The following is a 16,885-nucleotide window of genomic DNA, read 5'->3' as shown; positions in this document are numbered from 1 at the left end:
AGAATGCCGAATCCCTTCACCGAGGAACACGAGGCCTTCCGCAAGACGGTGCGCGCCTTCGTGGACAAGGAGATGGCGCCGTACGGGCTCGAGTGGGACCGGGCGGGCATCTTCCCGAAGGAGCTGTTCAAGAAGTGCGGTGACCTGGGCTTCCTCGGCATCAGCCACGACCCGAAGTACGGCGGCAGCGGGCTGGACTACTGGTACGTGACGGCGTTCTGCGAGGAGATGAGCTACAGCCGCAACGCGGGCGTGAACATGGCGCTGCTGGTGCAGAGCCAGATGGCCACGCCCATCATCAACGAGATTGGAACGGACGAGCAGAAGCGCGAGTTCCTGGAGCCGGCGCTCAAGGGCGACAAGATTGCGGCGCTGGGGGTGAGCGAGCCGGGGTGTGGCTCGGACGTGGCGAGCATCAAGACGACGGCGCGCCGGGACGGGGACGACTACGTCATCAACGGCTCGAAGATGTGGATCACCAACGGCACGCGGGCGGACTTCATCACCCTGGCGGTGCGCACGGGGGAGGCGGGCTACGGCGGCATCTCGCTGGTGACGTTCCCCACGGACGTGAAGGGCTTCAGCGTCTCCAAGAAGCTGGACAAGGTGGGCAACCTGTCCTCGGACACGGCCATCCTCTTCTTCGAGGACTGCCGCATCCCCGCCCGCTACGTGCTGGGCGAGGAGAACGAGGGCTTCTACCACATCATGACCAACTTCCAGGGCGAGCGCCTGGTGGGCTCCATCACCACGGTCGCCGGCATGGAGCGGATGATGGAGGACGCCATCCAGTACGGCAACGAGCGCGAGGCGTTCGGCCGGCCGCTGATGAAGTTCCAGGTGTGGCGCCACAAGTTCGTGGAGCACCTGACGGCCATCGAGGCGGCCAAGCGGCTGACGTACCACGCGGTGGACCTCTACGACCGGAAGGAGAACCCGGTGAAGGAGATCTCCATGGCGAAGCTGTTCGCCGGCGACCTGGCCCAGCGCGTGGCCTACGACACGCAGCAGTTCTTCGGCGGCATGGGCTACATCGAGGAGACGCCCATCGCGCGCATGTGGCGCGACGTGCGCCTCATCACCATCGGCGGTGGCACCTCCGAGGTGATGAAGGAGATCATCTCCAAGCTCTACGGCTTCTGAGCACCCCGCGCCGGGGGCGCGATGACGCCCCTGGTGCGGTGAGCGTGGGGCCGGCGGCGGCGGGGCCTACTTCTTGCGGAACAGGGCCTCGGCGGCGCTGAGCATCGCGTCGCGGCTGGCCTTCTGGTGCAGGCCGCCTTCGCCCACCTGGAACAGCTCGCAGAAGTTGGCGCCGTCCTTGTCCGAGGGCACCTCGGCGAAGGGCTCCTTGCACTCCTTGGCCAGGGTGGCGTCGTAGTGCCGGCAGTTGCGGCACGAGCGGATGTCCTCCTCGCAGTGGGGACACCGGTCGCCGCGGCCCACCTGGTTGGCGATGATGTCGAGCGGGTGTCCGCAGTGCGCGCAGCCGGCCATGGCCACCTCCAGGGGAAGGCGCGGCCATTGTGCCAGCGGGTGCGGGGAGCGGCGAGTCCTAGCGCTGGAGGCTCGAGACGAGCGCGGGTGTCCGCTCTGCGGGAGAGGGCCCCGGCGACGGCGCCGACGCGCGCAGCTCGCCCATGGCGTCCAGCAACTGGTCGTCCAGCCGCTTGAGGAGGAAGAAGACGTACGCCCCCACCAGCGACAGGGCGGAGACCAGCACGCTCAGCATCATCCCGCGCTGCCAGAGGTGGGCGTGCTCGAGGACGCCCCGGCGCTCCGCGAACGTCTTGAGCTGCGCGTCCGCGGCCCGGCCATCCAGCCGCGTGGCGTAGTCCTCCGCCTGGGCCGTCCCGCGCTCCATCAGCCACTGCCCCCGGACCTGCAGGGCGTCCGCCCGGGTGTAGCAGTAGAGGGCAGCACCCGAGGACAGGAGGGTGATGCACAGCGCCACCGTCAAGCTCCGGGTAAACATCGGGACGTCCTCCGGGCACGCCATTGCGCGGGCCTGCACACACCCGCGACTGCTCCGGCTTCCCGAAGACAGTAGCGGATGGTAGGGACCCCCTCTGACATGGGCAAGCCCTACCGTCCTAAAGACCACTATTTCCAGAAAGCGAAGCAAGAGGGGCTCCGCGCGCGCTCGGCCTTCAAGGTCGACGAGCTGATCAAGCGCTTCCCCATGGTGAAGAAGGGCCACGTGGTGCTCGACCTGGGCGCGGCGCCCGGAGGGTTCCTGCAGATCCTCGCGGACGCGGTGGGAGGGGCCGGCCGGGTGATCGGCGTGGACATCGTCGCCATCCGCCCCTTCACCCAGCGGCACGTGCAGACGGCGGTGCTGGACGTACTCGCGGACGACTTCGACGCGAAGCTCTCCGCGCTGTACGACGGGCCGTTCGACGCGGTCATCTCCGACATGGCGCCCAAGACGAGCGGCATCAAGGCCACGGACGAGGCGCGCAGCCTGCGGCTGGCGGGCAAGGCGCTGGAGATCGCCACGGCGCGTGGCCGGCCCGGCTCGTCCTTCGTGGCCAAGGTGTTCATGGGCGGGGACTTCGAGGACTTCCGCAACCAGGTGCGCGCCCTCTTCGAAGAGGTGAAGGTGGTCCGCCCGGAGGCCACGCGCGGGGCGAGCATGGAGGTCTACCTCGTGGGTCTTCGCCGCAAGGCCCCCGTGTCCGCGCCGGCTCCCTGACGCCACGGGTCGCGCGGGAAGTGGAACGCCCGGGCGGCGGCCTGCGTCTAGAGTGCCGACCATGCTCGCCGCCCCTTGGATACGGACACCGTCCATCGCCCTGTCGTTGCTGCTGTGTCTCCTGAGCGCCGCCCCCGCCCTGGCGGCTGCCCCGCCGTCGTGGAAGGCCATCGACGCGCTGGTGGACGACCAGAAGGTGGAGGCCGCCGCGCAGGGCACGGAGGCCCGGCTCGAGGCCGCCCGGAACGGTCCGGACGAGGCCGAGTGGACGCGCGCGCTGGTGCGCACGGTGCAACTGCGCACCGCCCTGCACGGCTACGAGACGGCGGTGCGCTTCCTGCGCGAGCAGCCCTGGCCCAAGGGCACGCTGGCCCACGCCACGCTCGACCTCTACTACGCCAACGCGCTGGTGACGTACGCGCGGGCCTACGCCTGGGAGGTCCGCAAGCGCGAGCAGGTCGTGTCCTCCGGCCCGGTGGACCTCAAGGCGTGGACGTACGAGCAGATCATCACCGAGGCGCAGCGGGCCTTCGAGGCGCTGTGGAAGCAGCGCCAGGCGCTGGGGGCGGAGCCGGTGAAGGCGCTCGGCGAGTTCCTCGAGCCCAACACGTTCCCCGCCGGCATCCGCCCCACGTTGCGGGACGCCGTCTCCTACCTGCGCGTCGACCTGTTGCAGGACAGCAGCACCTGGCGTCCGGAGCACGCCAACGAGGTCTTCCGGCTCGACCTGGGTTCCCTGCTGGAGGGGACGCCCACGGTGGACCTGAGCGACCCCGCCATCCATCCGCTCCTGAAGGTGGCGGCGGTGATGGGGGACCTGGAGGCCTGGCACCGCTCGGCGGGGCGGCGCGAGGCGGCGCTGGAGGCGAGGCTGAAGCGCCATGAAGTGCTGCACCGGCACTTCACGGACGCGGACGACCGCACCCGGCTGCGCCAGCACCTCGCCGCGCACCTGAAGGGGTTCCAGGACGTGCCCTGGTGGGCGATGGGGCAGGGGCTCCTGGCGGAGCTGGAGCGCGAGGCCGGTCACCTGGTGCGCGCGCATCAGCTCGCGTCCGAGGGGCGGACCCGGTTCCCGGAGTCGGTGGGCGGCCGGCGGTGTCGCACCGTCCAGGCGCAGATCGAGGCGCCCGACTTCTCCCTGGCGGGCCTCACGATGGACGGCCCGGGCCAGCGCTCGCTCCAGGTGACCCACCGCAACGTGCCCACGCTCCACTTCCGCGCGTACGCGGTGGACGTGGAGGCGCGGCTCGAGAAGCTCAAGGGCTCGTCCGACTCGAGCGAGCTGCCCACGGATGGCGAGCTGCGGGGGTATCTGAAGAACCGCAAGCCCGTCGCGTCCTGGACCGCGCAGCTCCCCGCCACGCGGGACTTCGCGCAGCACCGTACCTTCGTGACGCCCCCGCTGAAGGAGTCCGGCACCTACGCCATCATCGCCTCGGCGGACGCGGGCTTCCGCGAGGCCTCCAACCGCGCACAGGGGGTCTTCCTCTCCATCGTCCCGTGGGTGGCGCTCCCCCAGGGTGGGCAGGGCGCGCCGCTGGAGGTGCGCGTCGTGAAGGGCGACACGGGCGCGCCGCTCTCGGAGACGTTGGTGCGGGTGTTCCTCGTCGACTACCGCACGGGGCTGCGCGAGGTGGCCCGCGCGACCACCAATCCCCAGGGCGAGGTGTCCTTCCCCCAGCTTTCGAGGACGGACTACCGGTACTACCGGCTGGTGGTGGGGAAGGGGCGCGAGGCGCGGATGCTGGACGCGGGCGCGAGCGTCTACGCGAGGGATCGCGACAGCGAACTGACGTCGTCGCTCGTGTTCACGGACCGCAGCGTCTACCGGCCGTTGCAGAAGCTGCAGTGGAAGGTGGTGGCCTTCCGGGGGCGGAGCGAGCAGGCGCGCTACCAGACGCGGCCGGACGAGCGCCTCGTGGTGACGCTGATGGACCCCAACTACCAGGAGGTCGCCCGGCGCGAGGTCCGCACCAACGCCTTCGGCACGGCGGCGGGGGAGTTCGCCATCCCCACCGGGCGCGTGCTCGGGCTGTGGCAGGTGCGTGTCGACTCCGGGGGCTCGGCCATGGTGCGCGTGGAGGAGTACAAGCGGCCCACCTTCGAGGTCTCGCTGAAGGACCCGGAGGCCCCGCTGCGGCTCAACCGGCCGGCCACGTTCAAGGGCGAGGCGCGCTACTACTTCGGCCTGCCCGTGGCCACGGGCACCGTGCGCTGGCGCGCGTTCCGCGAGCCGGTGTTCCCGTTCTGGTGGGGGTGGCGCTCCTCCTTCGTCCCCCAGCAACGGCAGCTCGTGGCCGCCGGCACGACCTCGCTGGCGGAGGACGGCTCCTTCCAGGTGAACTTCACGCCCGAGGCGGATGAGCGCGCCGCGCGCTCGGAGGACCTCACCTGGCGCTATCGCATCGAGGCGGACGCGACGGACGAGGGCGGAGAGACGCGCTCGGCGGAGCGTGCCTTCCGGCTGGGCTTCATCGCCGTGGAGGGCCGCGTCGACACGGACGAGAACTTCCTGCGCGAGGGGACCCCCGCCGAGGTGCGGTTCGTGCGCTCGTCGTTGGACGGCGCGCCGCTCCCCGGCGCCGGGCGCTGGCGGCTCGTCGCGCTCCAGCAGCCGAAGCGCCCCGTGCTGCCCGCAGACGAGCCGCTCGTGCAGCCACCGACGCGCAAGGACCCGGACGCGGTGAGCACGCCCACCCCGGGTGACGCGCAGCAGCCGCGCTGGGCGCAGGACTACGACTTCCAGGCGACGCTGGCCTCGTGGGCGGACGGCGCGGAGCGGGCGAAGGGAGAGGTCCGCCACGACGCCCAGGGGCTCGCGCGCGTGAAGCTGCCGGCGTTGGAGGCGGGCGCCTATCGCCTGCAATACGAGACGACGGACGCCTTCGGGAAGACGTTCACCGTGAAGCGCGAGCTGCTGGTGGCCGGGGCGCGCGCGCCGGTGGCGCTGCCCGCCGCGCTGGTGCAGGAGAAGCCGACGGTGCGCGTGGGCGACGTGGCGCGCTTCCTGGTGGCGTCCGGCTTCGAGGGACAGCCGCTGATGCTGGACCTGTACCAGGGGGAGAAGCGCGTGACGCGCATGCCCCTGGTCGCGGGGCAGACGCCCGCGGTGGTGGAGGTGCCCGTGACGCAGGCGCTGCGCGGCGGCTTCAGCGCGGTGCTGGTGGCGGTGCGTGACTGGCAGTTGCTCCGGTTCAACACGCAGGTGTCCGTGCCGTTCGACGACAAGGAGCTGAGCCTCGAGTTCTCCACGTTCCGCGACAAGCTTCGCCCAGGCGCGAAGGAGACCTGGCGGGTGAAGGTGACGGGGCCTCGCGGGGCGAAGGTGGAGGCGGGGGCCGCCGAGCTGCTCGCGTACATGTATGACCAATCGCTCGACCTGTTCATGAAGCACACGCCCCAGGACGTGGCGGCGCTGTACCCGGCGCGGGGGTCGACCACGCTCCTGCCGTCCTCGTTGTCCGTCGCGAACACGATGTGGCTCGTCTCCGACCGCTACGGTGAATCCCCGGGATGGGAGCCGCCCGCGGTGGACCGGCTCAAGTTCGAGGAGGGCTACGGACTGGGGGGCCCGGGGGCGCGCGGCGGGTTTGGTTCCGGTCCGATGATGGCGACGGGCCGGATGGAGAGGGCGCGCAGGTCGGCGGCGCCCGTGGCCGAGCCCAAGCCCGCGGACGCACCGCCACCGCCGCCACCGCCCGCTCCGGGCATGGTGATGCAGGAGTCGGTGGCGAAGCCCCTGGCGAAGGAGAAGTCCGCGAACGCGGCGCCCGAGGCAGGCGCGTCCCCCGAGGCCGTGTCGATGCGCTCCAACTTCGCGGAGACCGCCTTCTGGGTGCCGCAGTTGCTCACGGACGCGGATGGCTCCGCCACGCTGGAGTTCACCGTCCCCGATTCGGTGACGGCCTGGAACGTCTGGGTCCATGGCGTCACCCGCGACTTGAAGGGCGGCTCCGCGCAGCGCACGACCCAGAGCGTGAAGGAGTTGATGGTGCGGCCGTACGTGCCGCGCTTCCTGCGCGAGGGAGACCGCGCGGTGCTGGAGGTGGTGGTGAACAACGCGGCGGAGCGGTCCCAGCAGGGCACCCTCACGCTGGACATCGTGGATGTGGAGACGCGCAAGAGCCTGCTCGCCGACTTCGGGGTGAAGAACGCGTCGCAGACCTTCGACGTGGCCCCGGGCAAGGGTACCCACCTGCGCTTCCCGCTCACCACGCCCGCGCGCGTGGGGCAGGTGGCCTTCCGCGTGGAGGCCCGCGCCGGCAACCTGAGCGACGGCGAGCTGCGCCCGCTGCCCGTGCTGCCCGGCCGCATCCACCTGGCGCAGTCGCGCTTCGTCACGCTCAAGGGCAAGGACACCAAGACGATGCGCTTCGACGACCTGAAGCAGGGAGGTGACCCCACGCGCATCAACGAGCAGCTCGTCGTCACGGTGGATACACAGCTCTTCTACTCCGCGCTCCAGGCCCTGCCGTACCTGGTGGACTACCCCTACGAGTGCTCGGAGCAGACGCTCAACCGCTTCGTCTCGTCCGGCATCCTCACCAGCCTCTATGGTCGCTACCCGGCGGTGGCGAAGATGGCCAAGACGCTGAGCGAGCGCGACACCCGCCTCGAGACGTGGGACTCCGTCGACCCGAACCGGAAGATGGCGCTGGAGGAGACCCCGTGGCTGGAGATGGCCAAGGGGGGCCCGGCGGGCGAGGCCGGCCATGTGAAGGTGTTGGACCCGAAGGTGGCGAACGCCGAGCGCAACGCCGCGATGGCGAAGCTGCAGAAGGCGCAGACGGCCAGCGGCGGGTTCCCCTGGTGGCCGGGCGGCCCGCCCTCGCCGTACATGACGCTCTACATCCTCCACGGCCTGTCGCGCGCCCTCGAGTACGAGGTGCCGGTGCCGGAGGAGATGACGCGCAATGCCTGGGGCTATCTCGCGCGGCACTTCCGCGAGGAGTACGCCGGCAAGCTGATGAAGAAGGGCGAGGGCTGGGAGTTCATCACCTTCCTCAACCACGTGGCCTCCGCCTATCCGGGACCGGGCTACACGGGCGACGCGCTCACCGCCTCGGACCGGGAGCAGATGCTGGCCTTCAGCTTCAAGCACTGGAAGGAGCACTCCCCCATGCTCAAGGGCTACCTGGCGCTGACGCTCGCGCGCGCGGGCCGGAGCGCGGATGCCCGGCGCGTCTGGGACAGCGTGATGGACTCCGCGAAGACGAGCCCGGAGCTGGGGACGTACTGGGCGCCCGAGGACCGTAGCTGGCTCTGGTACAACGACACCACGGAGACGCACGCCTTCGCGCTGCGCACGCTGACCGAGCTGTCGCCCAAGGACACCCGACGCGAGGGCCTGGTGCAGTGGCTGCTCCTGGACAAGAAGCTCAACCACTGGAAGTCCACGCGCGCCACGGCGGAGGCCCTCTACGCGTTGGTGAAGTACCTGGAGGCGGAAGGGGCGCTGGGCGTGCGCGAGGACGCCCAGGTGACGGTGGGGCCGCGCGTCACGCGCATGGAGTTCGCCCCGGACGTGTACACCGGCAAGAAGAACCAGGTGGTGGTGCCGGGGCCCGAGCTCCAGCCGCAGACGATGAGCACGGTGGTGGTGGAGAAGACGACGCCGGGCTTCGCCTTCGCCTCCGCCACGTGGCACTTCTCCACGGAGACGCTGCCGGAGGAGGACCGGGGTGACTTCTTCTCCGTGTCACGCCGCTACTTCCTGCGCGCGCGCGAGGGCCAGCAGGTGGTGCTCCGCCCGCTCGTCGAGGGCGCGGCGCTCGTCCCCGGGGACGAAGTGGAGGTGCAACTGTCGCTGCGCTCGAAGCACGCGGCCGAGTACGTCCACTTGAGGGATCCCCGCGCGGCGGGCCTGGAGCCGGAGGGCGCGCAGTCCCGCCACAAGTGGGACTCCGGCATCGTCTGGTACGAGGAGACACGCGACGCGAACACCAACTTCTTCTTCGAGTGGCTGCCTGCGGGCGAATACACATTCAAGTATCGCTTGCGCGCGAACATGGCGGGCACCTTCCGCGTGGGCCCGGCCACCGTGCAATCCATGTATGCGCCGGAGTTCACCGCGTACTCGACGGGCGCCGTCCTTACCGTGGGAGCGTCGAAATAGCACGACCATGCCGCACGAATGTCCATCCAGGGTGGTTGAGATGGAATTGTTCGTGCGGCGTGGAATGTGATTCGACATACATACGGGTTTCCACTATTTCCGTGTATATTGATTTTGTCGCACTTTGCGTGGATAGTGTTCACCGAGAGAGATTCCTCTCTCTCGGGAAGAGAATCCGGCATCATCCCTTGCGCGACTCTCCTGGAGCTGGTGATTCCCAGAAGTAGGGGAGAGGCTCCGTTGACTCAGGCTGCTCATCATTGAGCGCACCGGGTGTCCAGAGCGACTCGACCTCCAAACCTCAAGCTGTCAATGGAGTCCAATCATGGATCGCCGTGGCATTGTGCTTGCTGTGTGTCTGGGGATGGGCCTTGCGGTAACCGGTTGTGGTCAGCCGACGCCTGCGTCGGAGAGCGAGAAGGAGTCGGTGGGTAGCGCGACGCAGGAGCTGATCCCCATCGAGGAGTGTCCGGTCGAGGCGCTCAACCAGGGCCTCTGCGGCGGTGGCGGCGGCGGTGGTGGTGGCGGCGGTGGTGGTGGCACGGGTGGTTCGGACACCGGTCCGGGCATGAACCTGGCGACCTACCAGTCCGTCGCGGGTCAGAACACCAGCCGCTGCGTGGGCGGCATCTCCTGGACGGAGTGCCAGGCGGAGCTGGACTACGCGCTGGGCCTGCAGCTCATCACCCAGGCCGCGTACAACTGGGGCGTCTCCACGGGCTACTACCCGGTGGTCGACCGCCACAACAACATCGGCGCGGTCTGCAAGTGTGGCTGCTTCGAGGCGACCACGCAGATCCTGACGCTGGACTCCAAGGGCTTCCGCGAGTGGCTGTCCGCGAAGTCCGTGCAGACGACGACGGAGCTCGTCGCGCTCGACGAGGAGTCCACGCTGACGGCGCCGGGCTTCGTGGGTCGCCCCATCGTCGCCGTGTCGCGCGGCGAGGAGTCGCCGGCCCTCTATGTGTTCCACCTGGACAACGGCCAGAACCTGGCCGTGACGCAGAACCACGGCATGCTGCTGAGCGACGGCCGCGTGGTGGAGGCCAAGACGGTCCGCTCGGGTGACGAGTTCGTGGGTCTCAAGGGTGAGATCGTCGTCATCGAGCGCGTGACGCGCGAGTTCACCAAGGAGGACGTGTTCAACTTCGAGGTCTCCTCCGAGGACAAGGCGGGGCACTTCCTGGCGGCGCAGGGCGTCATCGTGGGCGACCTGGCGTGGCAGAACCAGCTGGCCCGTGAGCTGGGCTCCATCGTCGTCCGTCGCTGAGCCCTAGCGCATCCGCGTCGAAGTGGTGGGGCGGTGCCGTCCGGGCCGCCCCGCCCTGGCGTTTCCCTGCTGGCGAGGCCGAGTCATGTCCAAGAAGGTTCAGTGGCGCGTGGCGCTGGTGGTGTTGGCTGCCCTCGTTCTGGGCGCGAGCGTCCTGTTGTCCTCGAGGCCCGACACGGGGGCCGCCGTCGCCTCGCCCGAGGACGGGCGCGCGACGCAGGAGTCGGTGGCGCTGGGCGTGTCGGCCCAGGGGCTCCCGAAGGAGGTCGCGGAGAAGCTGGAGGCCAAGGCGGAGGAGCTGGCCCGCCAGCGTCTGGCGGCGATGCCGACGGCGCCCGTGCCCCCGGAGCAGGTCGGTGGCTTCTCTCGCGAGCGCCTGGGCGCGCAGCTCGAGAACTACCGGGAGATGTTGTCCGTGCAGGGGCTGTACAACCAGAACGTGAAGCGCCGGAAGGTCGTGGAGAGCATCCTCGCGTCGCCCCAGGGCGCGGAGATCGCCGCCCGGGCCATCGCCGACGAGGCCTTCGCGCACGAGGCCTTCGGGGAGATGCAGGCGGAGGCGCGCTTCTTCTCCATCGAGGTGGTGAAGACCGCCGCGAAGCGCGGGGACGACCGCTACCTGCTCGGCTCCGTGGACACCATCGCCCGCGAGCTGACCGCGGTGGGTGGGATGGGTCAGGAGCTGAACAAGGGACGCACCACGGACCTGCGAGACCTGATGCATGCCTTCATCGACGTGAAGGGTGTGAAGTCATTGGCGGATGGAGACCCGGGCCTCGTCCGCTCGCTCGGGTATTCGTCCGCCATGCCAGAGAGCGTCAGACGCATCTATGATGAGGTGGTATTCCTTCGCCTCAAGGCCCAGTACGGCCGCGAGCGCGCCGCGCAGATGACCGCCTCACTCCTCGAGGGCTGAGCCAAGACATGTCATTCCTTTCATCGCGGTGGGGTGTCTGTGGACTCGTTCTGGCGGGGGTCGCGTGCGGGCCGGACCCCGCGCCGACGCCCGAGCCGGACGCGGGTTATCAATTGGACCCGGTGGTCGCCGAGCGCATCGAGGTCGTCCGGACGCGAGTCCTCGCAGACACCTGTTTCCGCCAATCCGACACATCAGGTTGTAATTGGGGGGACTTCCCGTTCGCGCCCGGGCAGTTCGCCATGACGCACAACACCGGGGAGGCCATCCTCGTCATCGACGAGTTCCCCACGCTGCCGCCGCGCGTCATCCGTTACAAGAACCGGGTCCGCAATTACTACCGCGTGGGTGCGGGGGGGAGCATCACCGCGGCGCCTCACGCCTGGCGCGCGCCCCGGGTGCTCTTCGAGGGGTTGAGTGAGTTCGCCTCACCGGACTTCGTGCCCGCCGAGTACCTGCGTCCGCTCGCCGAGCCGATGCGCGAGGTGTATGGCTTCTACGACATGGGCAACGTGGGGCACGGCAGCTACGTGTTGTCCCTGCTGGTGGAGGCCAACCCCCACCAGCCGCTGGTGCTGATGGACCAGTTGAGCTTCCACAAGTACGCGCAGGAGGACCTGTGCGACGCGTCGGGCTCCATCGACTCCATGGGGCGGATGTTCGAGAAGGCGCAGCGGGTGGCGAGCGAACTGCGGCGCGTCATGTCGGAGCACAACATCCGGTTCGTCAACCTGAGCAGCGGGGAGACGCTGGAGTCGTTGCGCGCCGAGTGGCGTGAGCACTGCGGTGGCGACCTGCCCGGCGACGACATCCTCCGGGCCAAGCTGAGCACCTACCAGCCCATCGCGGATGCCCTGTTCCACACGCCCGGGGTGTTCACCGCGCAGGCCTCCATCAACGCGTCCAACCCGCAGGACTACCCCTACGACTACCCGGCGGCGCAGTACCCGAACCGGATGCTCGTCGGCTACTTCACCGTGCTGGACTCGGGGCTGGACGCGTCCGGACGGGGTAACACGTCCGGGCTGTCCGGGTGGCCGGGCCGCGAGAACGTCGACATCTACCTGAACAGCGGCGTGCTCCCCAGCCGCCCGTTCCCCTACAACGCGACGCCGTTGCTCCAGGTGGACGGGTTCGGCGTGGACATCTACCCCATCTCCCGCACCACGACGTCGTGGATCGCCCCGCTGGCGCTCTCTCGCTTCATCCACGTGCGCTATGGCACCTTCGGGAGTTCGCCCATGTCGGACGACCTCATCAACCTCATCTGGCGTCGGATGTTGCCGCTGGGCTGTTCGACGCAGACGGGCAACACCTGCGCGTTCCAGGACCCGCTGCGCCACGGCCAGCAGGAGGCCGTGCGGTTGGGCTACCGGCCTCGCGAGTACGTGGAGCCCTGAGGCGGCGGGGCCACCGGGCGGCGAGGGGCAGGCGTCCTACTCGCCGCAGGTGGCCGCGTCGTCGGTGGGGTGCAGCGTGGCGATGCCGTAGGTGCCGTTGCGCGTGCCACACCAGATGCGCCAGTTCGTCCCGCCCAGGTCCTTGGCGGCGTAGACGCCGCCTTCCTTCTTCGCGCCGTCACGGGCGCAGCAGCGCGCGAAGGCCCGGGTGCCGATGGAGAGGAGGCCCACCGCGTCCGGGGACTCGGTGAAGCCGCCGACCTTCTTCTCGCCGCAGGACCACGGCGCGACGCCCTGGTAGCGGATGAGGTACTGGCCGCCGCGCTTCGCCGCGCCGCCGCTCACCGGACCGCCGTAGCAGACCTTCCCCTGCGCCTCGAGCTGGGCGTAGCGCGGCAGGAAGTGCAGCCCGCCGATGGGGCCCCGGTCCCAATCGTCTCCGCAGAAGACATGGGTGAAGGCGTTGCGCGGGCCGGTGCCCACCCACAGGCTGGTCAACCAGTCGATGTTCGCCTGGCGCGCGCCCGGCCGCCCCGCCGCGGACAGCGCCAGTTGGAGTCGCGGGTCGTTGACGTGCCGCGCGACGAAGCGCCGCACGTCGCCCGCGCTCACGCTCGTATCCGGGCGGGCGGGGCACAGGTCCAGCACCGCCCGGTCCATGTCGGACAGGGCAGGGGACTTCGCGAAGAGCGGCGCGCGAGAACACGTGGTCGCGCAGCCGGTGGCGGGCTTCCACGTCACGGTGATGGGACCGCGAGGCGCCTGGGCTGCCGGGGCCGCCACCTCCACCGTGGGCCCCAGGTCATCGTCGTCGGTCGGCGCGGGGGCGCCCGCGCCCGCTCCGGCGCGCCCCCCCGCCTGGGCGAGCCCGGTGTCCTGGGGCTTCTCCGCGCGCTGGGCCGCGAACTCGGCCCGGAGCCGCTCCCGGCCCTCGGCGCGCTGGGCCGCGTCCGCCCGGTCCGCGGCCACCAGCTGTTCCTCGCTGGGGCGCTCGGGCATGGCGGACTCGGGGGCGCCCTCGCAGAGCACCCAGCCCTCCGCCGTGGTGCCCCGCAGCTTGCACCACGCCCGGTCCGGTCCACCCTTCTTGAGCAGGGGATACGACGTGCCGGGCTCCACGGTGAACACCACCCGGGGCGACTCCGGTTGCTCCACCGCGTCCACGCGGACATCCGAGACGAAGGCGCCCGGGCCCGCGAGGGCGGGCAGGGCGCTCAACAGCACGGCGAGGCACAGGGCGGAAGGACGCATGGCGCGCGAGTCTATCCCAATCCCACCCCGTCCCCTCGGGGAGGCGGGGTGTCGAGTGGCTGTGGCGCCTGGGACGGCGGGCCGCCCCGGGACATTCACGCGAGCTTCGCGCGCGCCGCCCGCAGCCTGCCCACCTGGAGCAGGTACTCGCCGGCGCCCAGCTCCGCCTTGGGGTCCGTCGCCTTCTCGCCGTTGACGCGCACACCGCCCTGCGCCATCAGCTTGCGCGCCTCCGTCGCGGAGACCACGAGCTTCGCCTCCACCAGCACCTTGGTGAGGGGCAGCTTCTCCGCGCCGGCCAGGGCCACCTCGGACAGGGGCAGGTCCTCCAGGGACAGCTCCTTCTTCGCGAAGCGCTTCTCGAAGTCCTCCTCCGCCTTGCGCCCGGCCTCCGCGCCGTGGAAGCGCTCGGTCATCTCCCGCGCGAAGCCCAGCTTCGCGGCCTTGGGGTGGACCTCGCCGCTGGCCACCTTCGCCTGCAGCTCCGCCAGCTCCTTCAGCGTCTTCGCCGAGAGCAGCTGGTAGTAGCGCCACATCAGGTCGTCGGTGATGCTCATGAGCTTGCCGAACATGATGTCCGACGGCTCGCTGACGCCCACGTAGTTGTCCAGGCTCTTGGACATCTTCTCGCCGGAGATCTTCCCGTCGACGAGCTTCGCGTTGAGCCCCTCGAGGATGGGGCCGGTCATGATGACCTGCGGCGCCATGTTCTCCTCGCGCATGAGCTGCCGGCCCACCAGCAGGTTGAACAGCTGGTCCGTGGCGCCCAGCTCCACGTCCGACTTCAGGGCCACGGAGTCGTAGCCCTGCAGCAGCGGGTAGAGCATCTCGTGGATGGAGATGGAGACGTTGTCGCGGAAGCGCCGCTTGAAGTCGTCGCGCTCCAGCATGCGCTGCAGCGTGTAGCGCGAGGCCAGACGGATCATCCCCTCGGTGCCCAGCTTGTCGAGCCACTCCGAATTGAAGCGCACCGTCGTCTTCTCGGCGTCGAGCACCTTGAAGACCTGCTGCTTGTACGTCTCCGCGTTGGCCTTCACCTCGTCGCGGGTGAGGGCGGGGCGCGTGGCGTTGCGGCCGGTGGGGTCGCCGATGAGCGCGGTGAAGTCGCCGATGAGGAACACCACCGTGTGGCCGAAGTCCTGGAAGCGCCGCATGCGGGTGAGCAGCAGCGAGTGCCCCAGGTGCAGGTCCGGACGGCTCGGGTCGAACCCCGCCTTGATGACCAGGGGCTTGCCCGAGTCATACGAGTACTGGAGCTTCTTCTTCAGGTCCTCGGGGGAGTGGAGGTCCACCGTTCCCCGGGAGACTTCCTCGAACTGCTCTTCAGGGGTCGCCTTGCGCAGCGCATCCGGATTCATGGCCGGCGGACCTTAGCCGAAAGCGACCCGGGACACCGGCACTTCGACACGGAGTTTCAGGTGCCCGGCAGGTGCACGCGCACCCGTTCGATTCCGCGCGCCCGGCCCGTGGTGTCGTCGATGTCCGCCACGATGCCCTGTAGGTAGACGAGCTTCTCCGCGACCTCGTAGGGGGCGTGCTTCTGGCCCAGGAAGCGGGCCAGGGACGTCTCCTTCTTCATCCCGATGACCGAGTCGAGCGGGCCGCACATGCCCACGTCGGTGATGAAGGCCGTCCCACCCGGGAGCACCCGCTCGTCCGCCGTCTGCACGTGCGTGTGCGTGCCCACCACCACGGACACGCGGCCGTCCAGGTGCACGCCCATGGCGTTCTTCTCGCTGGAGGCCTCGCAGTGCATGTCCACCAGGATGCACGGCGTGCGCGCCTTGAGCTCCGCGAGCAGCCCCTCCACGACCTCGAAGGGGTTCTCGTGGGTGCGCATGAAGACGCGGCCCTCCAGGTTGATGACCCCCAGCGCGCGGCCATCCGGCAGCGTGACGAGGCCGTGGCCCCGTCCGGGTGTCCCCTTGGGATAGTTCGCCGGACGCAGCAGCTTGTCCGGGTGCGCCGTTATCCAGGGGAGGATGGCCTTCTTGGACCAGAAGTGGTTGCCGCTGGTGAGCAGGTCGACGCCGCTGGAGAGCAGGAAGTCGACTGTCTCCGGGACCATCCCCGCGCCCTGGTCGCTGTTCTCCGCGTTGGCGACCGTCACGTCGATGCCATGGGTGGCCTTCAGACGTGGCAGGAGGGCCCGGACAGCCTGCAGCCCCGGTCGACCCACCACGTCTCCCATGAAGAGCAGCTTCACGTATCCAGGAAGTCCGGCTCGCGGAACAGGCCGCGGCAGGACTCGGACTCCGTCACGATGAGGTCCATGTCCACGTCGTCGGCGTTGGTGGGCAGCACCTCCACGAGCTGGTCGCTGAAGGCCAGGCCCACCCGGCGGCTGCGCGGACTGGCCGCGCGCAGCGTGGCGTCGTAGTAGCCACCCCCACGCCCCAGCCGCTTGCCGTCCCGCGTGAAGCCCAGGCCCGGAACGACGAACAGGTCGATCTGGTCCACCGGGATGAGGTCCGAGGAGTTGGTCGGCTCGCGCACGCCCAACCGCCCCGGCTCCAGCTCCAACTCCGACTTGATGGCCCGGAAGGAGAGGATCCTCCCGTGCACGTGGGACAGCGGGTAGCAGACGATCTTCTCGTCCTGCAACGCCGCGATCAGGATGTCCCGCGTCGGTACCTCGCCCCGGATGGGGGCATAGAGGGCCACCGTCCTCGCCTTCTGATAGTACTGCGTCGCCAGGAACCGAGACTGCACCTTGAGACCCCGCGTGTCGATGAGGTCCGGCGTCATCGCCTTGCGGCGCGCCGTCAGCTCATCCCGCAGCGTCTGCTTCCTCGCCGCCGCCGCCTCTTCCACCACCGTCTCGCTCACCGCCGCCGCTCCGCAGAAAAAGTCCCCCGCCGCATGGCCGTGTGCCCAGCGTCCATTGAACCCTCAAAAGCCAGGTGGGGACCGAAGTCATGCCGCCGCAGGCTTCCCTCATCCCCCGTGAGAGGGGAGGGCTTGCACATGGCGACCGAAACGGACCCCGGAATGGACGTATCGGTTCGAATTTCTGCTGGGCATCACGCGCCCCGCAGGGGACAGCCCTTGAAACAAAGCTACAGTGCTACCAAGTCCTCGAATTGACTGCGAAAACTCGCGACCACCTTCTGAAATGATAAGGATGGGAGGCAGCGGGGTCAAGGCATCCTCGCGCGTTTACAAGGCAGCCTTGCCCCTTCTATGATGGGAGCCCCCACCCCGCACATGTCGCCCTCGCTTCCAAACAAGGGTC

12 protein-coding genes and 1 other RNA gene are annotated in these 16,885 nt (G+C 69.5%); 6 read left to right on the top strand and 7 right to left on the bottom strand.

Annotation, left to right across the window (positions count from 1 at the left end):
* The first annotated feature begins 3 nt into the window (after nt 1-3).
* Entirely contained in the window at nt 4-1,143 is a 1,140-nt protein-coding gene (locus LZ198_RS20840) for an acyl-CoA dehydrogenase family protein (RefSeq protein ID WP_253973770.1), read from the top strand.
* Between the two features lie 66 nt (nt 1,144-1,209).
* Here the strand turns inward: LZ198_RS20840 and LZ198_RS20835 are convergent, their stop codons facing one another.
* Nucleotides 1,210-1,497 carry a hypothetical protein gene (locus LZ198_RS20835; RefSeq protein WP_253973769.1) on the bottom strand — a complete coding sequence of 96 codons (288 nt, stop codon included), beginning with the start codon at nt 1,495-1,497 and terminating at the stop codon, nt 1,210-1,212.
* Between the two features lie 58 nt (nt 1,498-1,555).
* Nucleotides 1,556-1,975 (bottom strand): hypothetical protein, encoded by a 420-nt coding sequence (locus LZ198_RS20830; protein ID WP_253973768.1) that lies wholly within the window; start codon nt 1,973-1,975, stop codon nt 1,556-1,558.
* Between the two features lie 78 nt (nt 1,976-2,053).
* On the opposite strand from LZ198_RS20830, the gene LZ198_RS20825 reads away from it, so the two are divergent.
* The 5 genes from LZ198_RS20825 (at nt 2,054) to LZ198_RS20805 (ending at nt 12,399) form a co-directional block, all read left to right on the top strand.
* Nucleotides 2,054-2,695: an RlmE family RNA methyltransferase gene (locus tag LZ198_RS20825; RefSeq protein WP_253973767.1), complete on the top strand. Its 642-nt coding sequence runs from the start codon at nt 2,054-2,056 to the stop codon at nt 2,693-2,695.
* A 61-nt stretch (nt 2,696-2,756) separates the two neighbouring features.
* Nucleotides 2,757-8,813, top strand: coding sequence for an alpha-2-macroglobulin family protein (locus LZ198_RS20820; RefSeq protein WP_253973766.1), 6,057 nt, complete (start codon nt 2,757-2,759; stop codon nt 8,811-8,813).
* A gap of 427 nt (nt 8,814-9,240) precedes the next feature.
* Nucleotides 9,241-10,083, top strand: a complete 843-nt coding sequence (locus LZ198_RS20815; RefSeq protein ID WP_253973765.1) for a hypothetical protein — start codon at nt 9,241-9,243, stop codon at nt 10,081-10,083.
* Between the two features lie 85 nt (nt 10,084-10,168).
* Entirely contained in the window at nt 10,169-10,999 is an 831-nt protein-coding gene (locus tag LZ198_RS20810) for a hypothetical protein (RefSeq protein WP_253973764.1), read from the top strand.
* Nucleotides 11,000-11,007: 8 nt separating this feature from the next.
* Complete coding sequence (locus LZ198_RS20805) at nt 11,008-12,399, top strand: hypothetical protein (RefSeq protein ID WP_253973763.1); 1,392 nt, start codon at nt 11,008-11,010, stop codon at nt 12,397-12,399.
* A 36-nt stretch (nt 12,400-12,435) separates the two neighbouring features.
* Here LZ198_RS20805 and LZ198_RS20800 read toward each other — a convergent pair whose 3' ends face one another.
* The 5 genes from LZ198_RS20800 to ssrS all read right to left on the bottom strand — a co-directional run bounded on the left by LZ198_RS20800 (nt 12,436) and on the right by ssrS (nt 16,694).
* Nucleotides 12,436-13,650, bottom strand: a complete 1,215-nt coding sequence (locus LZ198_RS20800; RefSeq protein ID WP_253973762.1) for an EndoU domain-containing protein — start codon at nt 13,648-13,650, stop codon at nt 12,436-12,438.
* 95 nt (nt 13,651-13,745) lie between these two features.
* On the bottom strand, nt 13,746-15,008 hold the full coding sequence (gene tyrS / locus LZ198_RS20795) for a tyrosine--tRNA ligase (RefSeq protein WP_253973761.1): 1,263 nt from the start codon (nt 15,006-15,008) through the stop codon (nt 13,746-13,748).
* 56 nt (nt 15,009-15,064) lie between these two features.
* Complete coding sequence (locus LZ198_RS20790; protein WP_253973760.1) at nt 15,065-15,856, bottom strand: TIGR00282 family metallophosphoesterase; 792 nt, start codon at nt 15,854-15,856, stop codon at nt 15,065-15,067.
* Complete coding sequence (locus LZ198_RS20785; protein ID WP_253973759.1) at nt 15,853-16,479, bottom strand: 5-formyltetrahydrofolate cyclo-ligase; 627 nt, start codon at nt 16,477-16,479, stop codon at nt 15,853-15,855. The genes LZ198_RS20790 and LZ198_RS20785 overlap by 4 nt, the downstream gene beginning before the upstream one ends.
* Nucleotides 16,480-16,498: 19 nt before the next feature.
* A non-coding RNA gene (ssrS, locus tag LZ198_RS20780) (6S RNA) lies at nt 16,499-16,694 on the bottom strand.
* Nucleotides 16,695-16,885 lie beyond the last annotated feature (191 nt).

Source organism: Myxococcus dinghuensis, from assembly GCF_024198235.1.
Classification (GTDB): Bacteria; Myxococcota; Myxococcia; order Myxococcales; family Myxococcaceae; genus Myxococcus; species Myxococcus dinghuensis.
Note: the sequence above shows the minus strand (reverse complement) of the source record. Positions and strands in the feature narration are given on the sequence as shown.

What these genes read in the sequence shown, in the direction of transcription:
- LZ198_RS20805 (WP_253973763.1), top strand. Translation starts at nt 11,008, where the DNA reads ATGTCATTCCTTTCATCGCGGTGGGGTGTCTGTGGACTCGTTCTGGCG.
- LZ198_RS20835 (WP_253973769.1), bottom strand. Translation starts at nt 1,497, where the DNA reads ATGGCCGGCTGCGCGCACTGCGGACACCCGCTCGACATCATCGCCAAC.
- LZ198_RS20800 (WP_253973762.1), bottom strand. Translation starts at nt 13,650, where the DNA reads ATGCGTCCTTCCGCCCTGTGCCTCGCCGTGCTGTTGAGCGCCCTGCCC.
- LZ198_RS20840 (WP_253973770.1), top strand. Translation starts at nt 4, where the DNA reads ATGCCGAATCCCTTCACCGAGGAACACGAGGCCTTCCGCAAGACGGTG.
- LZ198_RS20810 (WP_253973764.1), top strand. Translation starts at nt 10,169, where the DNA reads ATGTCCAAGAAGGTTCAGTGGCGCGTGGCGCTGGTGGTGTTGGCTGCC.
- LZ198_RS20825 (WP_253973767.1), top strand. Translation starts at nt 2,054, where the DNA reads ATGGTAGGGACCCCCTCTGACATGGGCAAGCCCTACCGTCCTAAAGAC.
- LZ198_RS20830 (WP_253973768.1), bottom strand. Translation starts at nt 1,975, where the DNA reads ATGTTTACCCGGAGCTTGACGGTGGCGCTGTGCATCACCCTCCTGTCC.
- tyrS (WP_253973761.1), bottom strand. Translation starts at nt 15,008, where the DNA reads ATGAATCCGGATGCGCTGCGCAAGGCGACCCCTGAAGAGCAGTTCGAG.
- LZ198_RS20820 (WP_253973766.1), top strand. Translation starts at nt 2,757, where the DNA reads ATGCTCGCCGCCCCTTGGATACGGACACCGTCCATCGCCCTGTCGTTG.